The sequence below is a fragment of the Kosakonia sp. ML.JS2a genome (assembly GCF_025642095.1).
Taxonomy (GTDB): domain Bacteria; phylum Pseudomonadota; class Gammaproteobacteria; order Enterobacterales; family Enterobacteriaceae.
This window is the reverse complement of the sequence record NZ_CP106754.1, coordinates 3,613,809-3,631,604: the sequence shown is the minus strand read 5'-3', so window position 1 is coordinate 3,631,604 and position 17,796 is coordinate 3,613,809. Positions and strand designations below refer to the sequence as shown.

At 55.5% G+C, this 17,796-nt stretch carries 15 protein-coding genes; 14 read left to right on the top strand and 1 reads right to left on the bottom strand.

All coding sequences use genetic code 11. The features are described from left to right. The first annotated feature begins 144 nt into the window (after positions 1–144). The 6 genes from phrB to nei are packed head-to-tail and all read left to right on the top strand — an operon-like array spanning position 145 to position 5,438. Complete coding sequence (gene phrB / locus N7922_RS17280; RefSeq protein WP_263097493.1) at positions 145–1,557, top strand: deoxyribodipyrimidine photo-lyase; 1,413 nt, start codon at positions 145–147, stop codon at positions 1,555–1,557. A 10-nt stretch (positions 1,558–1,567) separates the two neighbouring features. After that, a complete protein-coding gene (locus tag N7922_RS17275) occupies positions 1,568–2,311 on the top strand; it encodes a type 2 GTP cyclohydrolase I (protein WP_263097492.1) in 744 nt (247 codons plus the stop codon). Between the two features lie 11 nt (positions 2,312–2,322). Beyond that, a complete protein-coding gene (pxpB, locus tag N7922_RS17270; RefSeq protein ID WP_263097491.1) occupies positions 2,323–2,979 on the top strand; it encodes a 5-oxoprolinase subunit PxpB in 657 nt (218 codons plus the stop codon). Further along, complete coding sequence (gene pxpC / locus N7922_RS17265; RefSeq protein ID WP_263097490.1) at positions 2,973–3,905, top strand: 5-oxoprolinase subunit PxpC; 933 nt, start codon at positions 2,973–2,975, stop codon at positions 3,903–3,905. The genes pxpB and pxpC overlap by 7 nt, the downstream gene beginning before the upstream one ends. After that, positions 3,895–4,632 (top strand): 5-oxoprolinase subunit PxpA, encoded by a 738-nt coding sequence (pxpA, locus tag N7922_RS17260; protein ID WP_263097489.1) that lies wholly within the window; start codon positions 3,895–3,897, stop codon positions 4,630–4,632. The genes pxpC and pxpA overlap by 11 nt, the downstream gene beginning before the upstream one ends. Before the next feature lie 14 nt (positions 4,633–4,646). Next, on the top strand, positions 4,647–5,438 hold the full coding sequence (nei, locus tag N7922_RS17255; RefSeq protein ID WP_263097488.1) for an endonuclease VIII: 792 nt from the start codon (positions 4,647–4,649) through the stop codon (positions 5,436–5,438). 50 nt (positions 5,439–5,488) lie between these two features. Here the strand turns inward: nei and N7922_RS17250 are convergent, their stop codons facing one another. Continuing rightward, the gene (locus tag N7922_RS17250) at positions 5,489–6,775 is read right to left on the bottom strand and encodes a citrate synthase (RefSeq protein ID WP_263097487.1); all 1,287 of its coding nucleotides are present in this window, start codon (positions 6,773–6,775) and stop codon (positions 5,489–5,491) included. A gap of 638 nt (positions 6,776–7,413) precedes the next feature. Between N7922_RS17250 and sdhC the strand changes: the two genes are divergently transcribed. The 8 genes from sdhC (at position 7,414) to sucD (ending at position 17,153) form a co-directional block, all read left to right on the top strand. Beyond that, entirely contained in the window at positions 7,414–7,818 is a 405-nt protein-coding gene (gene sdhC / locus N7922_RS17245) for a succinate dehydrogenase cytochrome b556 subunit (RefSeq protein ID WP_263097486.1), read from the top strand. After that, positions 7,812–8,159 (top strand): succinate dehydrogenase membrane anchor subunit, encoded by a 348-nt coding sequence (gene sdhD / locus N7922_RS17240; RefSeq protein WP_263097485.1) that lies wholly within the window; start codon positions 7,812–7,814, stop codon positions 8,157–8,159. Before sdhC ends, sdhD begins: the two co-directional genes overlap by 7 nt. After that, positions 8,159–9,925, top strand: coding sequence for a succinate dehydrogenase flavoprotein subunit (gene sdhA / locus N7922_RS17235; RefSeq protein ID WP_263097484.1), 1,767 nt, complete (start codon positions 8,159–8,161; stop codon positions 9,923–9,925). The genes sdhD and sdhA overlap by 1 nt, the downstream gene beginning before the upstream one ends. 15 nt (positions 9,926–9,940) lie before the next feature. Further along, positions 9,941–10,657 (top strand): succinate dehydrogenase iron-sulfur subunit SdhB, encoded by a 717-nt coding sequence (gene sdhB, locus N7922_RS17230; RefSeq protein WP_061494491.1) that lies wholly within the window; start codon positions 9,941–9,943, stop codon positions 10,655–10,657. A gap of 311 nt (positions 10,658–10,968) precedes the next feature. After that, positions 10,969–13,776 carry a 2-oxoglutarate dehydrogenase E1 component gene (gene sucA, locus N7922_RS17225; protein WP_263097483.1) on the top strand — a complete coding sequence of 936 codons (2,808 nt, stop codon included), beginning with the start codon at positions 10,969–10,971 and terminating at the stop codon, positions 13,774–13,776. A 14-nt stretch (positions 13,777–13,790) separates the two neighbouring features. Then, on the top strand, positions 13,791–15,017 hold the full coding sequence (gene odhB, locus N7922_RS17220; RefSeq protein ID WP_263097482.1) for a 2-oxoglutarate dehydrogenase complex dihydrolipoyllysine-residue succinyltransferase: 1,227 nt from the start codon (positions 13,791–13,793) through the stop codon (positions 15,015–15,017). Positions 15,018–15,117: 100 nt separating this feature from the next. Beyond that, positions 15,118–16,284, top strand: a complete 1,167-nt coding sequence (gene sucC / locus N7922_RS17215) for an ADP-forming succinate--CoA ligase subunit beta (protein ID WP_263097481.1) — start codon at positions 15,118–15,120, stop codon at positions 16,282–16,284. Next, the gene (gene sucD / locus N7922_RS17210; protein WP_061494495.1) at positions 16,284–17,153 is read left to right on the top strand and encodes a succinate--CoA ligase subunit alpha; all 870 of its coding nucleotides are present in this window, start codon (positions 16,284–16,286) and stop codon (positions 17,151–17,153) included. Before sucC ends, sucD begins: the two co-directional genes overlap by 1 nt. Positions 17,154–17,796 lie beyond the last annotated feature (643 nt).

Here is a 17,796-nt window from a genome sequence, read left to right as displayed (position 1 = left end):
TTTTGGCGATGTAACCGCGGCTTGCGCCGGTGACATTCCTCCAACACAATAGAACGACATTTCCCGACGCGTATCTGGCCGGGCAACGCTATTTTGACCCCAGGCCAGAGGCGCTGCGCTTACATTACGGACACCTGGAGCATTATGGCCACCCATCTGGTCTGGTTTCGCGCGGATTTGCGCGTGCATGATAACCTTGCGCTGGCGGCCGCCTGCCGCAGCCCTCAAGCAGTTGTTAAAGCCCTCTTTATTGCCACCCCCGGACAGTGGCAGCAGCATTATATGGCGCCGCGCCAGGCGGCATACCTCAATGCACATCTGAACGCGCTTCGTCAGGCGCTGGCGGACAAGGGCATTGAACTGATTTATCGCGAAGTGGATGATTTTGCCGCCAGTGTTCAGGACGTTGTTGCGGTTTGCGCCAGCGAAAATGTCACGCATCTGTTTTACAACTACCAGTATGAGCTCAATGAACGCCAGCGAGATGCGGCGGTCGAAAAGGCGCTGCCGGACGTTGCCTGCCAGGGCTTTGATGACAGCGTCATGCTGGCGCCAGGAAGCGTGGTGACCGGTAATCACGAAATGTACAAGGTGTTTACGCCGTTTAAAAATGCTTTTCTGCGCCGCCTGAAAGAGGATTTGCCTGTCTGCGTCGCCGCGCCATCGGTGCGGCAAAGCGGGGCGATCGGCGCGGAACCGATCGTCCTGAACTACCCGCAACAGGATTTTGACAACACGCTGTTCCCGGCGGATGAGAAGAGCGCAATAGCCCGGCTGCGCCATTTTTGCCAGCAACTGGCGGGGGAGTATGAGCAGCAGCGCGACTTTCCCGCGATTGAAGGCACCAGCCGGTTGTCCGCCAGCCTTGCGATTGGCGCGTTGTCCCCACGCCAGTGTCTGCACCGTTTGTTGGCGGAACAACCGCAGGCGCTGGAGGGCGGCAAGGGCGCCGTCTGGCTGAACGAATTGATCTGGCGCGAGTTCTATCGCCACCTGATCACTTTCCACCCGTCGCTCTGCCAGTATCGTCCCTTTATTCGCTGGACTGACAAGGTGCAGTGGCAGGATAACCCGCAGCACCTGCAAATCTGGCAGGAGGGGATAACCGGTTATCCGATTGTTGATGCAGCAATGCGCCAGTTGAACACCACGGGTTGGATGCATAATCGCTTGCGGATGATCGTCGCCAGTTTCCTCGTCAAGGACTTGCTTATCGACTGGCGTTGCGGAGAGCGTTATTTTATTTCACAGTTGATTGATGGCGATCTGGCGGCGAACAACGGCGGCTGGCAATGGGCGGCCTCAACGGGTACGGATGCGGCGCCCTATTTTCGTATTTTTAACCCGACCACCCAGGGCGAGCGCTTTGACGCCGCCGGGGCGTTTATTCGCCAGTGGCTACCGGAGCTAAAAGCGGTGCCGGATAGCGCCCTGCATCAACCCTGGGCGTGGGCGGATAAACAGGGCTGCCGCCTTGATTACCCCCGTCCGATTGTTGACCATAAACAGGCGCGTACAGTGACCCTGGCGGCCTATGAAGCCGCGCGGAAAGCGTAAAGGAGCTTTGATGCAAAATACCGAACTGGAAAAACTGATTAACGAGAAGCTTAACAGTGCGGCTTTCAGCGACTACGGCCCGAACGGGCTACAGGTCGAAGGACGGGAAACCGTACAGAAAATTATTACCGGCGTGACCGCCAGCCAGGCATTACTGGATGAAGCCGTTCGCCAGGAAGCGGATGCCGTGATCGTCCACCACGGTTACTTCTGGAAAAATGAAACCCCGATCATTCGCGGCATGAAGCGCCAGCGCCTGAAAACCCTGTTGGCCAATGACATCAACCTGTATGGCTGGCACTTGCCGCTTGATGCGCATCCGGAACTGGGTAATAACGTGCAACTGGCGGAACTGCTCGGGATCGCGGTGATGGGGGAGATCGAACCATTAGTGCCGTGGGGCGAGCTGACGATGCCGGTGCCTGGGCTTGAACTGGCGTCGTGGATCGAAGCGCGCCTCGGGCGTAAACCGCTGTGGTGTGGCGACACCGGGCCGGAGAAAATCACCCGCGTTGCCTGGTGTACCGGCGGCGGGCAGGGCTTTATTGATAAAGCGGCCAGTTTTGGTGTGGATGCCTTTATTACCGGTGAAGTGTCTGAGCAAACCATTCACTCCGCGCGCGAGCAGGGGCTGCATTTCTACGCGGCAGGCCACCACGCAACCGAGCGCGGCGGTATTCGCGCACTGAGCAACTGGTTGACGGAAAATACCGCTCTCGATGTGACGTTTATTGATATTCCTAACCCGGCGTAAGGAGAGGGCAGGTGCAGCGAGCACGTTGTTATTTGTTAGGCGAAACCGCGGTGGTGCTGGAACTGGAACCGCCGGTAACGCTGGCCACGCAAAAGCGGATTTGGCGGCTGACGCAGCGTCTGGCGGACGTGCCTGACGTGGTGGAAGCCATTCCGGGAATGAATAACATTACGGTGGTATTGCGCGATCCCGACGTGCTGGCGCTGGATGCCCTCGACCGTTTACAGCGCTGGTGGGAAGAGAGTGACGCGCTGGAGCCTGCGTCCCGCACGATTGAGATCCCGGTATTGTACGGCGGCGAGGCCGGGCCGGATCTCGACGCAGTAGCGCGACACTGTGCGATGACGCCAAAACAGGTGGTCGAACTGCATGCCTCCATTGAGTATGTGGTGTGGTTTTTAGGCTTTCAGCCCGGATTTCCGTACCTTGGCGGCATGCCGGAAGCGCTGGCGACGCCGCGTCGCGCCGATCCGCGCGTGCGGGTGCCCGCCGGTTCCGTGGGGATTGGCGGTGCACAAACCGGCATTTACCCGCTGGAAACCCCCGGTGGCTGGAACCTGATTGGGCGCACTGAACTGGCGCTCTTAAACCCGCAATTACCGGAGCCGACACTGTTACGTCCTGGCGATCGGCTGCGCTTTATTCCCCGCAAGGACGGTATATGTTGAAAGTGATTCGTTCCGGGATTTACACCACGTTGCAGGGCGGCAAACGCACCGGGTTCCGCCAGGCGGGTATCAGCTATTGCGGTGCGCTGGATGAACCGGCGTTGCAGATAGCCAATGCGCTGGTGGGGAATTCGCCGGATGACGCCGCGCTGGAAATCACCCTCGGGCAGTGTGAAGTCGAATTCCTGCGCGATAGCGGGTTCGCGCTGACCGGTGCAGGCTGCGAGGCGAAGTTAGACGGTAAGGCGGTGTGGACCGGTTGGCGCTATGCCGTGAAGCGCGGGCAGCGTCTGGTGCTGAAAAGGCCGCTGCACGGCGTGCGCAGCTATCTGGCGGTGGCGGGTGGGTTCGCTGTACCGGAGGTCATGGGCTCGCGCAGTACCGATCTGAAAACCGCTATCGGCGGGCTGGAAGGGCGGTTATTGCGTGATGGCGATACGTTACCGATCGGCGAAGCCACCCGGCATTTTGCAGGCTCGCGGGGTGTAAAACAGCTTTTGTGGCACAACCGTATCCGTGCGCTGCCAGGGCCGGAGTATCAGGAGTTTGATAAGGCCTCGCAAGAGGCGTTCTGGCGTTTGCCGTGGCAACTGAGTCCACAGAGTAACCGCATGGGATACCGTTTGCAGGGACAACCGCTGGTGCGCACCACCGAACGTGAACTGTTGTCGCACGGTTTGCTGCCCGGCGTGGTGCAGGTGCCGGCCAATGGTCAGCCGATCGTGTTGATGAATGATGCGCAGACCACCGGCGGCTACCCGCGCATTGCCTGCATTATCGACGCAGATATGTACCATCTGGCACAAATCCCCCTTGGGCAGCCGGTTCATTTCGTTCAGTGTTCGCTGGATGAGGCGCTGGCTGCACGTCGTGAGCAACACCGTTATCTTGAGCAACTGGCATGGCGGCTGAATCATGAAGATTGATCTCAATGCCGACCTCGGGGAAGGCTGTGCGAATGATGCTGCACTGTTACAACTGGTCTCTTCTGCCAACATTGCCTGCGGTTTCCACGCCGGGGATGCGCAGACGATGCTAACCTGCGTGCGTGAAGCCGTGCGTAATGGCGTCGCAGTGGGCGCTCACCCCTCGTTCCCGGATCGGGCGAACTTCGGTCGTACGGCGATGCAGCTCCCGCCGGATGTGGTTTATGGGCAGATCCTTTACCAGACGGGCGCGCTGGCGGCGATGGTGCACGCCTGCGGCGCTCAGCTTCAACATGTTAAACCCCACGGTATGCTGTATAACCAGGCGGCGGACGATGCCGTACTGGCGGATGCCATTGCCCGTGCGGTGTATGATGTTGACCCGGCGCTGGTGCTGGTTGGGCTGGCGGGAAGCGAGCTGATCCGCGCCGGGGAGCGCTACCACCTTGCCACGCGGCAGGAAGTGTTTGCCGACCGGGGTTATCGCCGCGATGGGCGTTTGGTGCCACGTGGTGAGCCGGGCGCATTGATTGATGATGATGAGCAGGCGCTGGCGCAAACGCTGGACATGGTACTGGACGGTCGGGTGAAAAGCGTCAGCGGCGAGTATGCCAGCGTGCGGGCGCAAACCGTCTGTCTGCATGGCGATGGCGAACACGCATTGCAGTTTGCCCGCCGTTTACAGGCTGAATTCGCGCGGCGTGGCGTCGCCATTTCCGCCCGTTAACAGAAGGAGTTTTTATGCCGGAAGGACCGGAGATCCGCCGGGCGGCAGACACGCTTGAAGCCGCTATCCAGGGCAAACCGTTAACTCATGCGTGGTTTGCGCTCCCTGCGTTGCAAACCCGCGCCGCCGGGTTGGTGGGGCAGCGTATTACGCGGATTGAAACGCGTGGCAAAGCGCTGTTAACGCACTTTTCCGGCGGACTGACGCTGTACAGCCATAATCAGCTTTATGGTGTCTGGCGCGTGGCGGCGGCGGGAGAAACACCGCAAACGAATCGCGTGCTGCGTGTCCGGTTAGAAACGGCGGATCGCGCCATTCTGCTGTACAGCGCATCGGATATCGCTTTGCTGACGCCGGAGCAACTGGCGCAGCACCCGTTTTTACTGCGTGTCGGTCCGGATGTGCTCGACATGGCGCTTACCGCAGAGCAGGTGAAAGCGCGTCTTTTATCGGCGCGTTTTCGCCGCCGTCAGTTTTCCGGTTTGCTGCTCGACCAGGCTTTTCTGGCGGGACTGGGCAATTACCTGCGGGTGGAGATCCTCTGGCAGTGTGGGCTGGCACCGCAGCATAACGCTGCGCAACTGACCGATGAACAGTTGGATCTCCTGGCGCATACACTGCTGGATATTCCGCGCCTGTCATACCAGACGCGCGGCGTGGTGGATGAACATCGGCATCACGGTGCGTTGTTCAGCTTTAAGGTGTTTCACCGGGCGGGAGATCCGTGCGAGCGCTGCGGTGGAATCATTGAAAAAACGACCCTGTCATCACGGCCTTTTTACGGGTGTCCGGGGTGCCAGCGTTAGTGGCAATAAAAAACGCGCCAGTCGGCGCGTTTTTTTATGCAGGCTTGCTATCAACCTTTTTTCAGGTCTGATGTGAACTCGCGTTTTTCGTAACCGGTGTAGAGCTGACGCGGACGGGCAATTTTGATGCCGTCGTCGTGCATTTCATTCCAGTGTGCAATCCAGCCGACGGTACGCGCCATGGCGAAGATTACGGTAAACATCGACGCCGGGATGCCCATCGCTTTCAGGATGATGCCGGAGTAGAAGTCAACGTTCGGATAGAGTTTGCGTTCGATAAAGTACGGATCGTTGAGCGCAATATGCTCAAGCTCCATCGCCACTTCCAGCAAGTCGTCCTTCGAACCCAACTCACGCAACACTTCATGGCAGGTTTCACGCATTACGGTAGCGCGTGGGTCATAGTTTTTATACACGCGATGACCGAAGCCCATCAGACGGAACGAGTCGTTCTTGTCTTTGGCGCGACGCAGGAATTCCGGAATGTGTTTCACGGAGCTGATCTCTTCCAGCATCCGCAGCGCGGCTTCGTTGGCGCCGCCGTGCGCAGGCCCCCACAGAGAGGCAATGCCCGCAGCGATACAGGCGAACGGGTTAGCGCCGGAAGAACCCGCCGTACGGACGGTGGAGGTCGACGCGTTTTGTTCGTGATCCGCATGCAGGATCAGGATACGGTCCATCGCGCGCTCAAGCACCGGGTTCACTTCATAAGGTTCGCACGGCGTGGCGAACATCATGTGCAGGAAGTTACCGGCGTAGGAGAGGTCATTGCGCGGATAGATAAACGGCTGGCCGATGGAATATTTGTAACACATCGCCGCCACGGTAGGCATTTTGGACAGCAGGCGGAACGCCGCGATTTCACGGTGACGCGGATTGTTCACATCCAGCGAGTCATGATAGAACGCCGCCAGCGCGCCGGTTACACCACAGAGTACTGCCATCGGATGGGAGTCGCGACGGAAGCCGTGGAACAGACGGGTAATCTGCTCATGAATCATGGTGTGGCGGGTAACGGTCAGTTTAAATTCGTCGAACTGCGATTGCGTCGGTTTTTCACCGTACAACAGGATGTAGCTAACTTCGAGATAGTTAGATTCGGTAGCCAGTTGATCAATCGGGAAACCACGGTGCAGCAGGATGCCTTCATCACCGTCGATAAAGGTGATTTTCGATTCGCATGATGCGGTAGAGGTAAAACCAGGGTCAAAAGTGAACACACCTTTTGAACCAAGACTACGGATATCAATAACATCCTGACCGAGCGTGCCTTTTAGCACATCCAGTTCAATAGCAGCGTCACCATTGTAGGTGATGTTTGCTTTTTTATCAGCCATTTACGGTCTCCTTAGCGCCTTATTGCTTAAGACTACTTCGTCACCGGATCTGCATTCATCTGCGCGTCAACGTTACCCGTTTGTTATTTAGCTCGCTGCTCTGTTGAAGAGGAGATACCAGGGTACAGAGCGATGGGCGCGTGCAAGTACACATTGAAAATACAGCGAAACAACAGCAAATCAGTGTCTTAGCAATCCGAATTTATCAAACCTGTATACCACTAATAACTGTCCTGATTACATCGGTCAATACCGTCACACTGTTACATAACTAAATCTCAGGTGAAAGATAGACCCCATAACTTTTACGAATTATAAGCCCTTTATGGCGTAGTTTGTAACAAGAATGTTTAACTTTTGTCAAATCAGATGATTAAAATTTAAAAAAATGTTGTTATCGTGATGAGCATCACTGTTCTGCATAAAACCCGACAAACTATATGTAGGTTAATTGTAATGATTTTGTGAACGACCTATACTGCCGCCAGGTCTCCGGAATACCCTGCAATCCCGAGCCACCCAGCGTTGTAACCTGTCGTTTAGCATCTGGAAGCTAATTTTTTGCATGACGAGCAGTTATAGAAAAGGACGCTGTCTGACCCGCACGCAGACCGGAGGAAGGAAACTATAAGAATAGCATGTGGGCGTTATTCATGATAAAAAATGTGAAAAAACAAAGACCTGTCAATCTGGATCTGACAACAATTCGGTTTCCTGTTACGGCTATAGCTTCCATTCTCCACCGCGTTTCTGGCGTCATTACCTTTGTGGCGGTCGGTATTCTGCTGTGGTTGCTGGGGTTGTCGCTCTCATCTCAAGAAGGCTTTCTGACCGCCTCTGCCATCATGGGCAGCTTCTTTGCGAAATTCATTATCTGGGGCATCCTGACTGCGCTGGCTTATCACGCCGTCGGCGGTATTCGTCACATGTTAATGGACTTTGGCTGGCTGGAAGAAACCCTCGAAGCAGGAAAACGTTCCGCTAACCTTTCTTTTGTGATCACTGTCGTGCTTTCAATTCTCGCAGGAGTCCTCGTATGGTAAGCAACGCCTCCGCATTAGGACGCAACGGCGTACATGATTATATTCTTGTCCGTGCTACCGCCATCGTCCTGACGTTATACATCATCTACATGGTCGGCTTTTTTGCCGTTACCGGCGATCTGACATGGGAAGTCTGGACCGGGTTTTTCTCCTCCGCCTTCACCAAAGTTTTCACCCTGCTGGCGCTGTTCTCGATTTTGATCCATGCCTGGATTGGCATGTGGCAGGTGTTGACCGACTACGTTAAACCGTTGGCTATTCGCCTGGTGCTGCAACTGGCGATTGTCGTTGCGCTTGCGGCTTACGTGATTTATGGATTCGTTGTGGTGTGGGGTGTGTAATGAAACTGCCAGTCAGAGAATTTGATGCTGTTGTTATTGGCGCAGGCGGCGCAGGTATGCGCGCTGCGCTGCAAATTTCCCAGAGCGGGCAAACCTGTGCGCTGCTCTCTAAAGTCTTTCCAACCCGTTCCCACACCGTCTCCGCGCAAGGCGGTATTACCGTTGCGCTGGGCAATACCCATGAAGATAACTGGGAATGGCACATGTATGACACGGTAAAAGGTTCCGACTATATCGGTGACCAGGACGCCATTGAATATATGTGTAAAACCGGCCCGGAAGCGATTCTTGAGCTGGAGCATATGGGGCTGCCGTTCTCCCGTCTTGATGACGGCCGTATTTATCAGCGTCCGTTTGGCGGCCAGTCGAAGAACTTCGGTGGCGAACAAGCGGCGCGTACCGCAGCAGCCGCGGACCGTACCGGACATGCGCTGCTGCATACCCTTTATCAGCAAAACCTCAAAAACCACACGACGATTTTTTCCGAGTGGTATGCGCTGGATCTGGTGAAAAACCAGGATGGCGCGGTGGTCGGCTGTACTGCGCTGTGTATCGAAACCGGTGAAGTGGTTTACTTCAAAGCCCGCGCGACGGTGCTGGCGACCGGTGGCGCAGGCCGTATTTACCAGTCCACCACCAACGCGCATATCAATACCGGCGACGGCGTCGGTATGGCGTTACGCGCAGGCGTACCGGTGCAGGACATGGAAATGTGGCAGTTCCACCCGACCGGTATTGCGGGCGCAGGTGTGCTGGTGACGGAAGGGTGCCGTGGTGAAGGCGGCTACCTGCTGAATAAACATGGCGAGCGTTTTATGGAACGCTACGCGCCGAACGCGAAAGACCTTGCTGGTCGTGATGTGGTCGCACGTTCGATCATGATCGAAATCCGCGAAGGCCGTGGTTGTGATGGCCCGTGGGGACCGCACGCCAAGCTGAAACTCGATCACTTGGGTAAAGAGGTGCTGGAATCACGTCTGCCGGGGATCCTGGAGCTGTCGCGGACGTTCGCCCATGTGGATCCGGTGAAAGAGCCGATCCCGGTGATCCCGACCTGCCACTATATGATGGGCGGTATTCCGACCAAAGTGACCGGCCAGGCGCTGACGGTGAACGAAAAAGGCGAAGACGTGGTGATCCCGGGGCTGTTCGCGGTGGGTGAGATCGCCTGCGTATCGGTACACGGCGCTAACCGTCTGGGCGGCAACTCACTACTCGACCTGGTGGTATTTGGCCGTGCGGCGGGTCTGCACTTACAAGAATCCATCGCCGAGCAGGGCACACTGCGTGATGCGGGCGAATCTGACGTTGAGGCTTCTCTGGACCGCCTTAACCGCTGGAACAACAACCGTGATGGCGAAGATCCGGTCACGATTCGCAAAGCGTTGCAGGAGTGCATGCAGCACAACTTCTCGGTATTCCGTGAAGGCGATGCGATGGCGAAGGGGCTGGAGCAGTTGAAAGTGATCCGCGAGCGTTTGAAAAATGCCCGTCTGGACGATACCTCCACCGAGTTTAATACCCAGCGCGTTGAGTGCCTGGAGCTGGATAACCTGATGGAAACCGCGTATGCAACGGCGGTCTCTGCAAACTTCCGTACTGAGAGCCGTGGCGCGCATAGCCGCTTCGACTATCCGGATCGTGACGATGAAAACTGGCTGTGCCATTCCCTGTATCTGCCAGAAACGGAGTCTATGACGCGTCGCAGCGTCAATATGGAACCGAAACTGCGTCCGGCGTTCCCGCCGAAGATTCGTACTTATTAATGCGGAGACAGGATAATGAAACTCGAATTTTCAATTTATCGTTATAACCCGGACGTTGATGATGCTCCGCGCATGCAGGATTACACGCTGGAAGGGGAAGAAGGGCGTGACATGATGCTGCTGGATGCATTAATGCAGCTGAAAGAAAAGGATCCTACACTGTCGTTCCGCCGCTCCTGCCGCGAAGGGGTGTGCGGTTCCGATGGTCTGAACATGAACGGCAAAAATGGCCTGGCATGCATCACACCCATTTCCGCGCTGGGTAACGGCAAGCAGAAGATCGTTATTCGCCCGCTGCCGGGGCTGCCGGTGATCCGTGATTTGGTGGTGGACATGGGGCAATTCTATGCCCAATATGAGAAGATTAAGCCTTACTTATTGAATAATGGGCAAAATCCTCCGGCGAGGGAACATCTGCAGGCGCCGGAGCAGCGTGAAAAACTCGATGGTTTGTATGAGTGTATCCTGTGTGCATGCTGTTCTACGTCCTGTCCGTCGTTCTGGTGGAACCCTGATAAGTTTATCGGCCCGGCAGGCTTGCTGGCTGCCTATCGTTTCCTTATCGACAGCCGCGATACCGAAACCGATAGCCGTCTGGAAGGGTTGAGCGATGCTTTCAGCGTATTCCGCTGCCACAGCATCATGAACTGCGTCAGTGTATGCCCTAAAGGGCTGAACCCGACGCGCGCCATCGGCCATATTAAGTCGATGTTGTTGCAACGCAGTGCATAAGTGAACGGTGCCGGATGGCGTTTACGCTTATCCGGCCTACGCTATTTGTAGGCCCGGTAAGCGCAGCGCCATCTGGCGACAGAGTAAGAAGCAGGAAATCTTTAAAAACCGCCACAGTAGACATAATCGAGATGTTTGGTGCGAGACAAGGCGGCAACGCAGTCGCCGCTCAAACAGCGAAGATTCGGGCAGTTTTTAAAGGTTCCTTCGCGGGCCGCCAAGAGCCCGCAGTGAACCCTGGGACGTGCGCTAAAAGTGTACGTCGTAGTTATCCACGGCGAAGTAAGCATAACAATGCTTAAGGGATCACGATGCAGAACGGCGCAATGAAAGCCTGGCTGGACTCTTCTTACCTCTCTGGGTCTAACCAGAGCTGGATAGAACAGCTCTATGAAGACTTCTTAACCGACCCTGACTCGGTAGATGCTAACTGGCGTTCCATGTTCCAGCAATTACCAGGCACCGGAGTCAAACCGGATCAATTCCATTCCAAAACACGTGATTATTTCCGGCAACTGGCGAAAGATGCCTCACGTTACTCTTCCTCTATTTCCGACCCTGACACCAATGCTAAGCAGGTCAAAGTCCTGCAACTGATCAACGCATACCGTTTCCGTGGTCACCAGCATGCTAATCTGGATCCGCTGGGATTGTGGCAGCAAGAGCGCGTTGCCGATCTCGACCCGGCGTATCACGATCTGACCGAAGCCGATTTCCAAAACACCTTTAATGTCGGTTCGTTTGCCGTCGGCAAAGACACGTTGCCGCTGGGCGAGCTGATCCAGGCGCTGAAAGAGACCTACTGTGGTTCTATCGGCGCGGAATATATGCACATCACCAGCACCGAAGAGAAACGCTGGATCCAGCAGCGTATTGAATCTGCTGCCGGTAAATCCAGCTTCAGTGCGGAAGAGAAAAAACGTTTCTTAAGCGAGCTGACTGCAGCGGAAGGGCTGGAACGCTACCTGGGCGCGAAATTCCCGGGGGCGAAGCGTTTCTCGCTGGAAGGCGGCGATGCGCTGGTGCCGATGCTGAAAGAGATGATCCGCCATGCGGGTAATAGCGGCACGCGCGAAGTGGTGCTGGGTATGGCGCACCGCGGTCGTCTGAACGTGCTGATCAACGTACTGGGTAAACAACCGCAGGATCTGTTCGACGAATTTGCCGGTAAACATAAAGAGCACCTCGGTACGGGTGACGTGAAATACCATATGGGCTTCTCGTCCGACGTGGAAACCGAAGGCGGCCTGGTTCATCTGGCGCTGGCGTTTAACCCGTCGCATCTGGAGATTGTTAGCCCGGTGGTTATTGGCTCCGTACGCGCGCGTCTCGACCGCCTTGATGAACCGAGCAGCAATAAAGTACTGCCGATCACCATCCACGGTGATGCCGCTGTTGCCGGGCAGGGCGTGGTGCAGGAAACCCTGAACATGTCGAAAGCGCGTGGCTACGAAGTGGGTGGCACCGTGCGTATCGTGATTAACAACCAGGTGGGCTTCACCACCTCTAACCCGCTGGATGCGCGCTCCACGCCGTACTGTACGGATATCGGTAAAATGGTACAGGCACCGATCTTCCACGTTAACGCGGACGATCCGGAAGCCGTTGCGTTCGTCACCCGTGTGGCGCTCGACTTCCGTAATACCTTCAAGCGCGATGTGTTTATCGACCTGGTGTGCTACCGCCGTCATGGCCATAACGAAGCCGATGAGCCGAGCGCAACGCAGCCGTTGATGTACCAGAAAATCAAAAAACACCCGACGCCGCGCAAGATCTACGCAGACCGTCTGGAGCAGGACAAAACCATCACCCTGGAAGACGCGACCGAGCTGGTTAACCTCTATCGCGACAAGCTGGATGCCGGTGAGTGCGTTGTGGACGAGTGGCGTCCGATGAATATGCACTCCTTTACCTGGTCGCCGTACCTCAACCACGAGTGGGATGAGAGCTACCCGAACAAGGTCGAAATGAAGCGTTTGCAGGAGCTGGCAAAACGCATCAGCACGGTACCGGACGCGATCGAAATGCAGCCGCGCGTGGCGAAAATCTACGGCGATCGCCAGTTAATGGCGAGCGGTGAAAAACTGTTCGACTGGGGCGGCGCGGAAACGCTGGCTTACGCCACGCTGGTGGATGAAGGCATTCCTATCCGTATTTCGGGTGAAGACTCCGGTCGCGGCACCTTCTTCCACCGTCATGCGGTCGTGCATAACCAGGCTAACGGCTCAACCTATACGCCGCTGTGCCACGTGCATAATGGACAAGGCCAGTTCCGTGTTTGGGACTCCGTGCTGTCTGAAGAAGCCGTACTGGCATTTGAATACGGCTACGCCACCGCAGAACCGCGTACCCTGACCATCTGGGAAGCGCAGTTTGGTGACTTCGCTAACGGTGCGCAGGTGGTGATTGACCAGTTCATCAGCTCCGGCGAACAGAAATGGGGCCGTATGTGTGGTCTGGTGATGTTGCTGCCGCATGGTTACGAAGGGCAGGGGCCGGAGCACTCCTCCGCACGTCTGGAGCGTTATTTGCAGCTTTGTGCTGAGCAGAACATGCAGGTGTGCGTACCGTCAACGCCAGCGCAGGTCTACCATATGCTGCGCCGTCAGGCACTGCGCGGTATGCGCCGTCCGCTGGTGGTGATGTCACCAAAATCGCTGCTGCGTCATCCGCAAGCCGTGTCTACGCTTGATGAACTGGCGAATGGCACCTTTATGCCGGCGATTGGCGAAGTTGACGATCTTGATCCGCAGGGCGTGAAGCGCGTTATCCTTTGTTCTGGTAAGGTTTATTATGATCTGCTGGAACAGCGTCGTAAAAACGATCAGAAGGATGTCGCGATTGTCCGCATCGAACAGCTTTACCCGTTCCCGCACCAGTCGGTGCAGGAAGCGCTGAAACCTTATGCTCACGTTCATGATTTTGTCTGGTGCCAGGAAGAGCCGCTCAACCAGGGCGCATGGTATTGCAGCCAGCATCATTTCCGTGAAGTGATTCCGTTTGGGGCGGCTCTGCGTTACGCAGGACGCCCGGCCTCCGCCTCTCCGGCGGTGGGATATCTGTCCGTTCACCAGAAACAGCAACAAGCTCTGGTAAATGACGCGCTGAACGTCGATTAAATAAAGGATAAATAATGAGTAGCGTAGATATTCTTGTTCCCGACCTGCCTGAGTCCGTTGCTGATGCGACTGTTGCAACCTGGCACAAAAAACCGGGCGATAGCGTCCAACGCGATGAAGTACTGGTAGAAATCGAGACTGACAAAGTGGTACTGGAAGTACCGGCGTCGGCGGACGGCATCCTGGATGCCGTACTGGAAGATGAGGGGACAACGGTCACCTCGCGTCAGATCCTGGGTCGCCTGCGTGAAGGCAACAGCTCTGGCAAAGAGAGCAGCGCCAAATCGGAAGCCAAAGAGTCTACCCCTGCGCAGCGCCAGCAGGCATCGCTGGAAGAGCAAACCAACGATGCGCTGAGCCCGGCCATCCGTCGCCTGCTGGCTGAACACAACCTTGAAGCCAGTGCAATCACCGGCTCCGGCGTGGGCGGTCGTATCACTCGCGAAGATGTGGAAAAACATCTGGCGAAAGCCCCGGCGAAGAAAGAAGAGAGCAAACCAGCCGCCGCTCCGGCAAGCGCCCCGGCGCCGCAACTGGCTGGTCGCACGGAAAAACGCGTGCCGATGACGCGCCTGCGTAAACGCGTGGCCGAGCGTCTGCTGGAAGCGAAAAACTCCACCGCGATGCTGACCACCTTTAACGAAGTCAACATGAAGCCGATTATGGATCTGCGTAAGCAGTACGGTGACGCGTTCGAGAAACGTCACGGTATCCGTCTGGGCTTTATGTCGTTCTACGTGAAAGCGGTTGTTGAAGCGCTGAAACGCTATCCGGAAGTGAACGCATCCATTGATGGCGATGATGTTGTGTATCACAACTATTTCGACGTCAGTATGGCGGTCTCTACCCCGCGTGGCCTGGTAACACCGGTGCTGCGTGATGTGGATACGCTGGGTATGGCGGACATCGAGAAGAAAATCAAAGAGCTGGCAGTGAAAGGGCGTGACGGCAAACTGACCGTTGATGACCTGACTGGCGGTAACTTCACGATCACCAACGGTGGTGTGTTTGGCTCCCTGATGTCTACGCCAATTATCAACCCGCCGCAGAGCGCAATCCTCGGCATGCATGCCATCAAAGATCGCCCGATGGCGGTGGATGGCAAGGTTGAGATCCTGCCAATGATGTACCTGGCGCTCTCTTACGATCACCGTCTGATTGATGGCCGCGAATCCGTTGGCTTCCTGGTGGCGATTAAAGAGTTGCTGGAAGATCCAACGCGTCTGCTGCTGGACGTGTAGTGTCCTTTGCCCGGTGACGCGTTCACCGGGTTTATAACAAACACCTGCTTTGTAAGCCGTCATCCGGCGTGACAAATTAAATGAAGGATGGATAGAACACATGAACTTACACGAGTATCAGGCGAAACAGCTTTTTGCCCGGTCAGGTTTGCCGACTCCGGTTGGTTACGCCTGCAGTACCCCGCGTGAAGCAGAAGAAGCGGCCTCCAAAATTGGCGCTGGCCCCTGGGTTGTAAAATGCCAGGTCCATGCCGGCGGCCGTGGTAAAGCGGGCGGCGTAAAAGTCGTCAACAGCAAAGAAGATATTCGCGCATTTGCGGAAAACTGGCTGGGTAAACGCCTGGTGACCTACCAAACGGACGCGAATGGCCAGCCGGTCAACCAGATTCTGGTGGAAGCGGCGACCGATATCGGCAAAGAGCTGTATCTGGGCGCGGTGGTTGACCGTAGCTCCCGCCGCGTGGTGTTCATGGCTTCAACAGAAGGTGGCGTGGAAATCGAAAAAGTGGCGGAAGAGACTCCGCACCTGATCCACAAAACCGCGATTGATCCGCTGACCGGCCCAATGCCGTATCAGGGACGCGATCTGGCGTTCAAACTGGGTCTGGAAGGCAAACAGGTTCAGCAGTTCACCAAAATTTTCATGGGCCTGGCGACCATTTTCCTTGAGCGCGATCTGGCGCTGATTGAAATCAACCCGCTGGTTATCACCAAGCAGGGCGACCTGATTTGCCTCGATGGCAAACTGGGCGCTGATGGCAACGCACTGTTCCGCCAGCCGGAACTGCGCGAAATGCGTGACCAGTCGCAGGAAGACCCGCGTGAAGCGCAGGCGGCACACTGGGAACTGAACTACGTAGCGCTGGATGGCAACATCGGCTGCATGGTTAACGGCGCGGGCCTGGCTATGGGCACCATGGATATCGTTAAACTGCACGGCGGCGAACCGGCGAACTTCCTCGACGTGGGTGGCGGTGCGACCAAAGAGCGCGTTACCGAGGCGTTTAAAATCATCCTGTCGGATGAGAACGTGAAAGCGGTGCTGGTGAATATTTTCGGCGGCATCGTGCGTTGCGACCTGATTGCTGACGGCATTATCGGTGCGGTTGAAGAGGTTGGCGTAAACGTACCGGTCGTTGTGCGTCTGGAAGGCAACAACGCTGAGCTGGGCGCAAAACGTCTGGCGGATAGCGGCCTGAATATTATCGCAGCGAAAAGTCTGACGGATGCAGCACAGCAGGTTGTTGCCGCAGTGGAGGGGAAATAATGTCTGTTTTGATTGATAAGAACACCAAAGTTATCTGCCAGGGCTTCACCGGCAGCCAGGGGACTTTCCACTCCGAGCAGGCCATTGCGTATGGTACGCAGATGGTTGGCGGTGTAACGCCGGGTAAAGGCGGCACCACGCATCTGGGGTTGCCGGTATTTAACACTGTGCGCGAAGCCGTTGAAGCCACGGGCGCAACCGCGAGCGTGATTTACGTTCCGGCACCGTTCTGTAAAGACTCGATCCTCGAAGCTATCGATGCGGGCATCAAACTGATCATTACCATTACTGAAGGTATCCCGACGCTGGATATGCTGACGGTAAAAGTGAAACTGGATGAAGCCGGCGTACGTATGATTGGCCCGAACTGCCCGGGTGTGATCACGCCGGGCGAGTGCAAAATCGGCATTATGCCGGGCCACATTCACCAGCCAGGGAAAGTGGGCATTGTTTCCCGCTCCGGTACGCTGACCTATGAAGCGGTAAAACAGACCACAGATTATGGCTTCGGCCAGTCCACCTGTGTCGGCATCGGTGGCGACCCTATCCCGGGCTCCAACTTTATCGATATCCTGAAACTGTTCCAGGACGATCCGCAGACGGAAGCCATCGTGATGATCGGTGAAATCGGCGGCAGCGCGGAAGAAGAAGCGGCGGCGTATATCAAAGATCACGTGACCAAACCGGTTGTTGGCTACATCGCTGGCGTCACCGCGCCGAAAGGCAAACGTATGGGCCACGCAGGGGCAATTATCGCGGGTGGTAAAGGCACGGCAGATGAGAAATTTGCCGCGCTGGAAGCCGCAGGCGTGAAAACCGTTCGCAGCCTGGCTGACATCGGCGAAGCGCTGAAATCTGTTATTAAGTAAAATCTATAGCTCCCCTCAGGGAGCAGAAAATCCATTTCGACATGGTTGGCCGCTCCCGTAGCGGCCTTTTTTATTGCCGGAACGGCATGCGTGGCTCTGCAAATAATCACCTCGCGGTGTTAAGTATGTTAATTAAATGGGTAAAATAATTGTGAAATAAGCGAGGCGGTAAATAAGATTAATTTTCGTCAGACGATGAATTAAGGCCTGAAACGTCTTCGTTCTCTTTTGCCGACCAACGTTAAATTACCTCGCCAATATTTATCTTTATTCGTCAATTGATAACTATTAATGACGCTAAAATGAACATGTTGTTAACATGGTTTTTACCGTGCAGACACGATATATACAAAATTAACAATGAAGAATAATATTGATTTAAATCAATATTTAAAAGCTTGGAAAAAGCATCAAAAATCGTTAAATTGTCGCCGATCAAATTGGCTGAAAACTGGTAAATTCGCTATAAATTGATCACTGTCGAAAAACGTAAAACAAAGGCAATAAAAACCTTTTTATTGTAAGGGTTTTGCGGAGTAATATATTCGAGAGATCAATTAGATTTTTTTCTTAACCTGGTTGTAACTTGTTTCATTCATCGTCCACGCTTTTCAGGATGGTGATTAAAAGGGTGCAACAAATT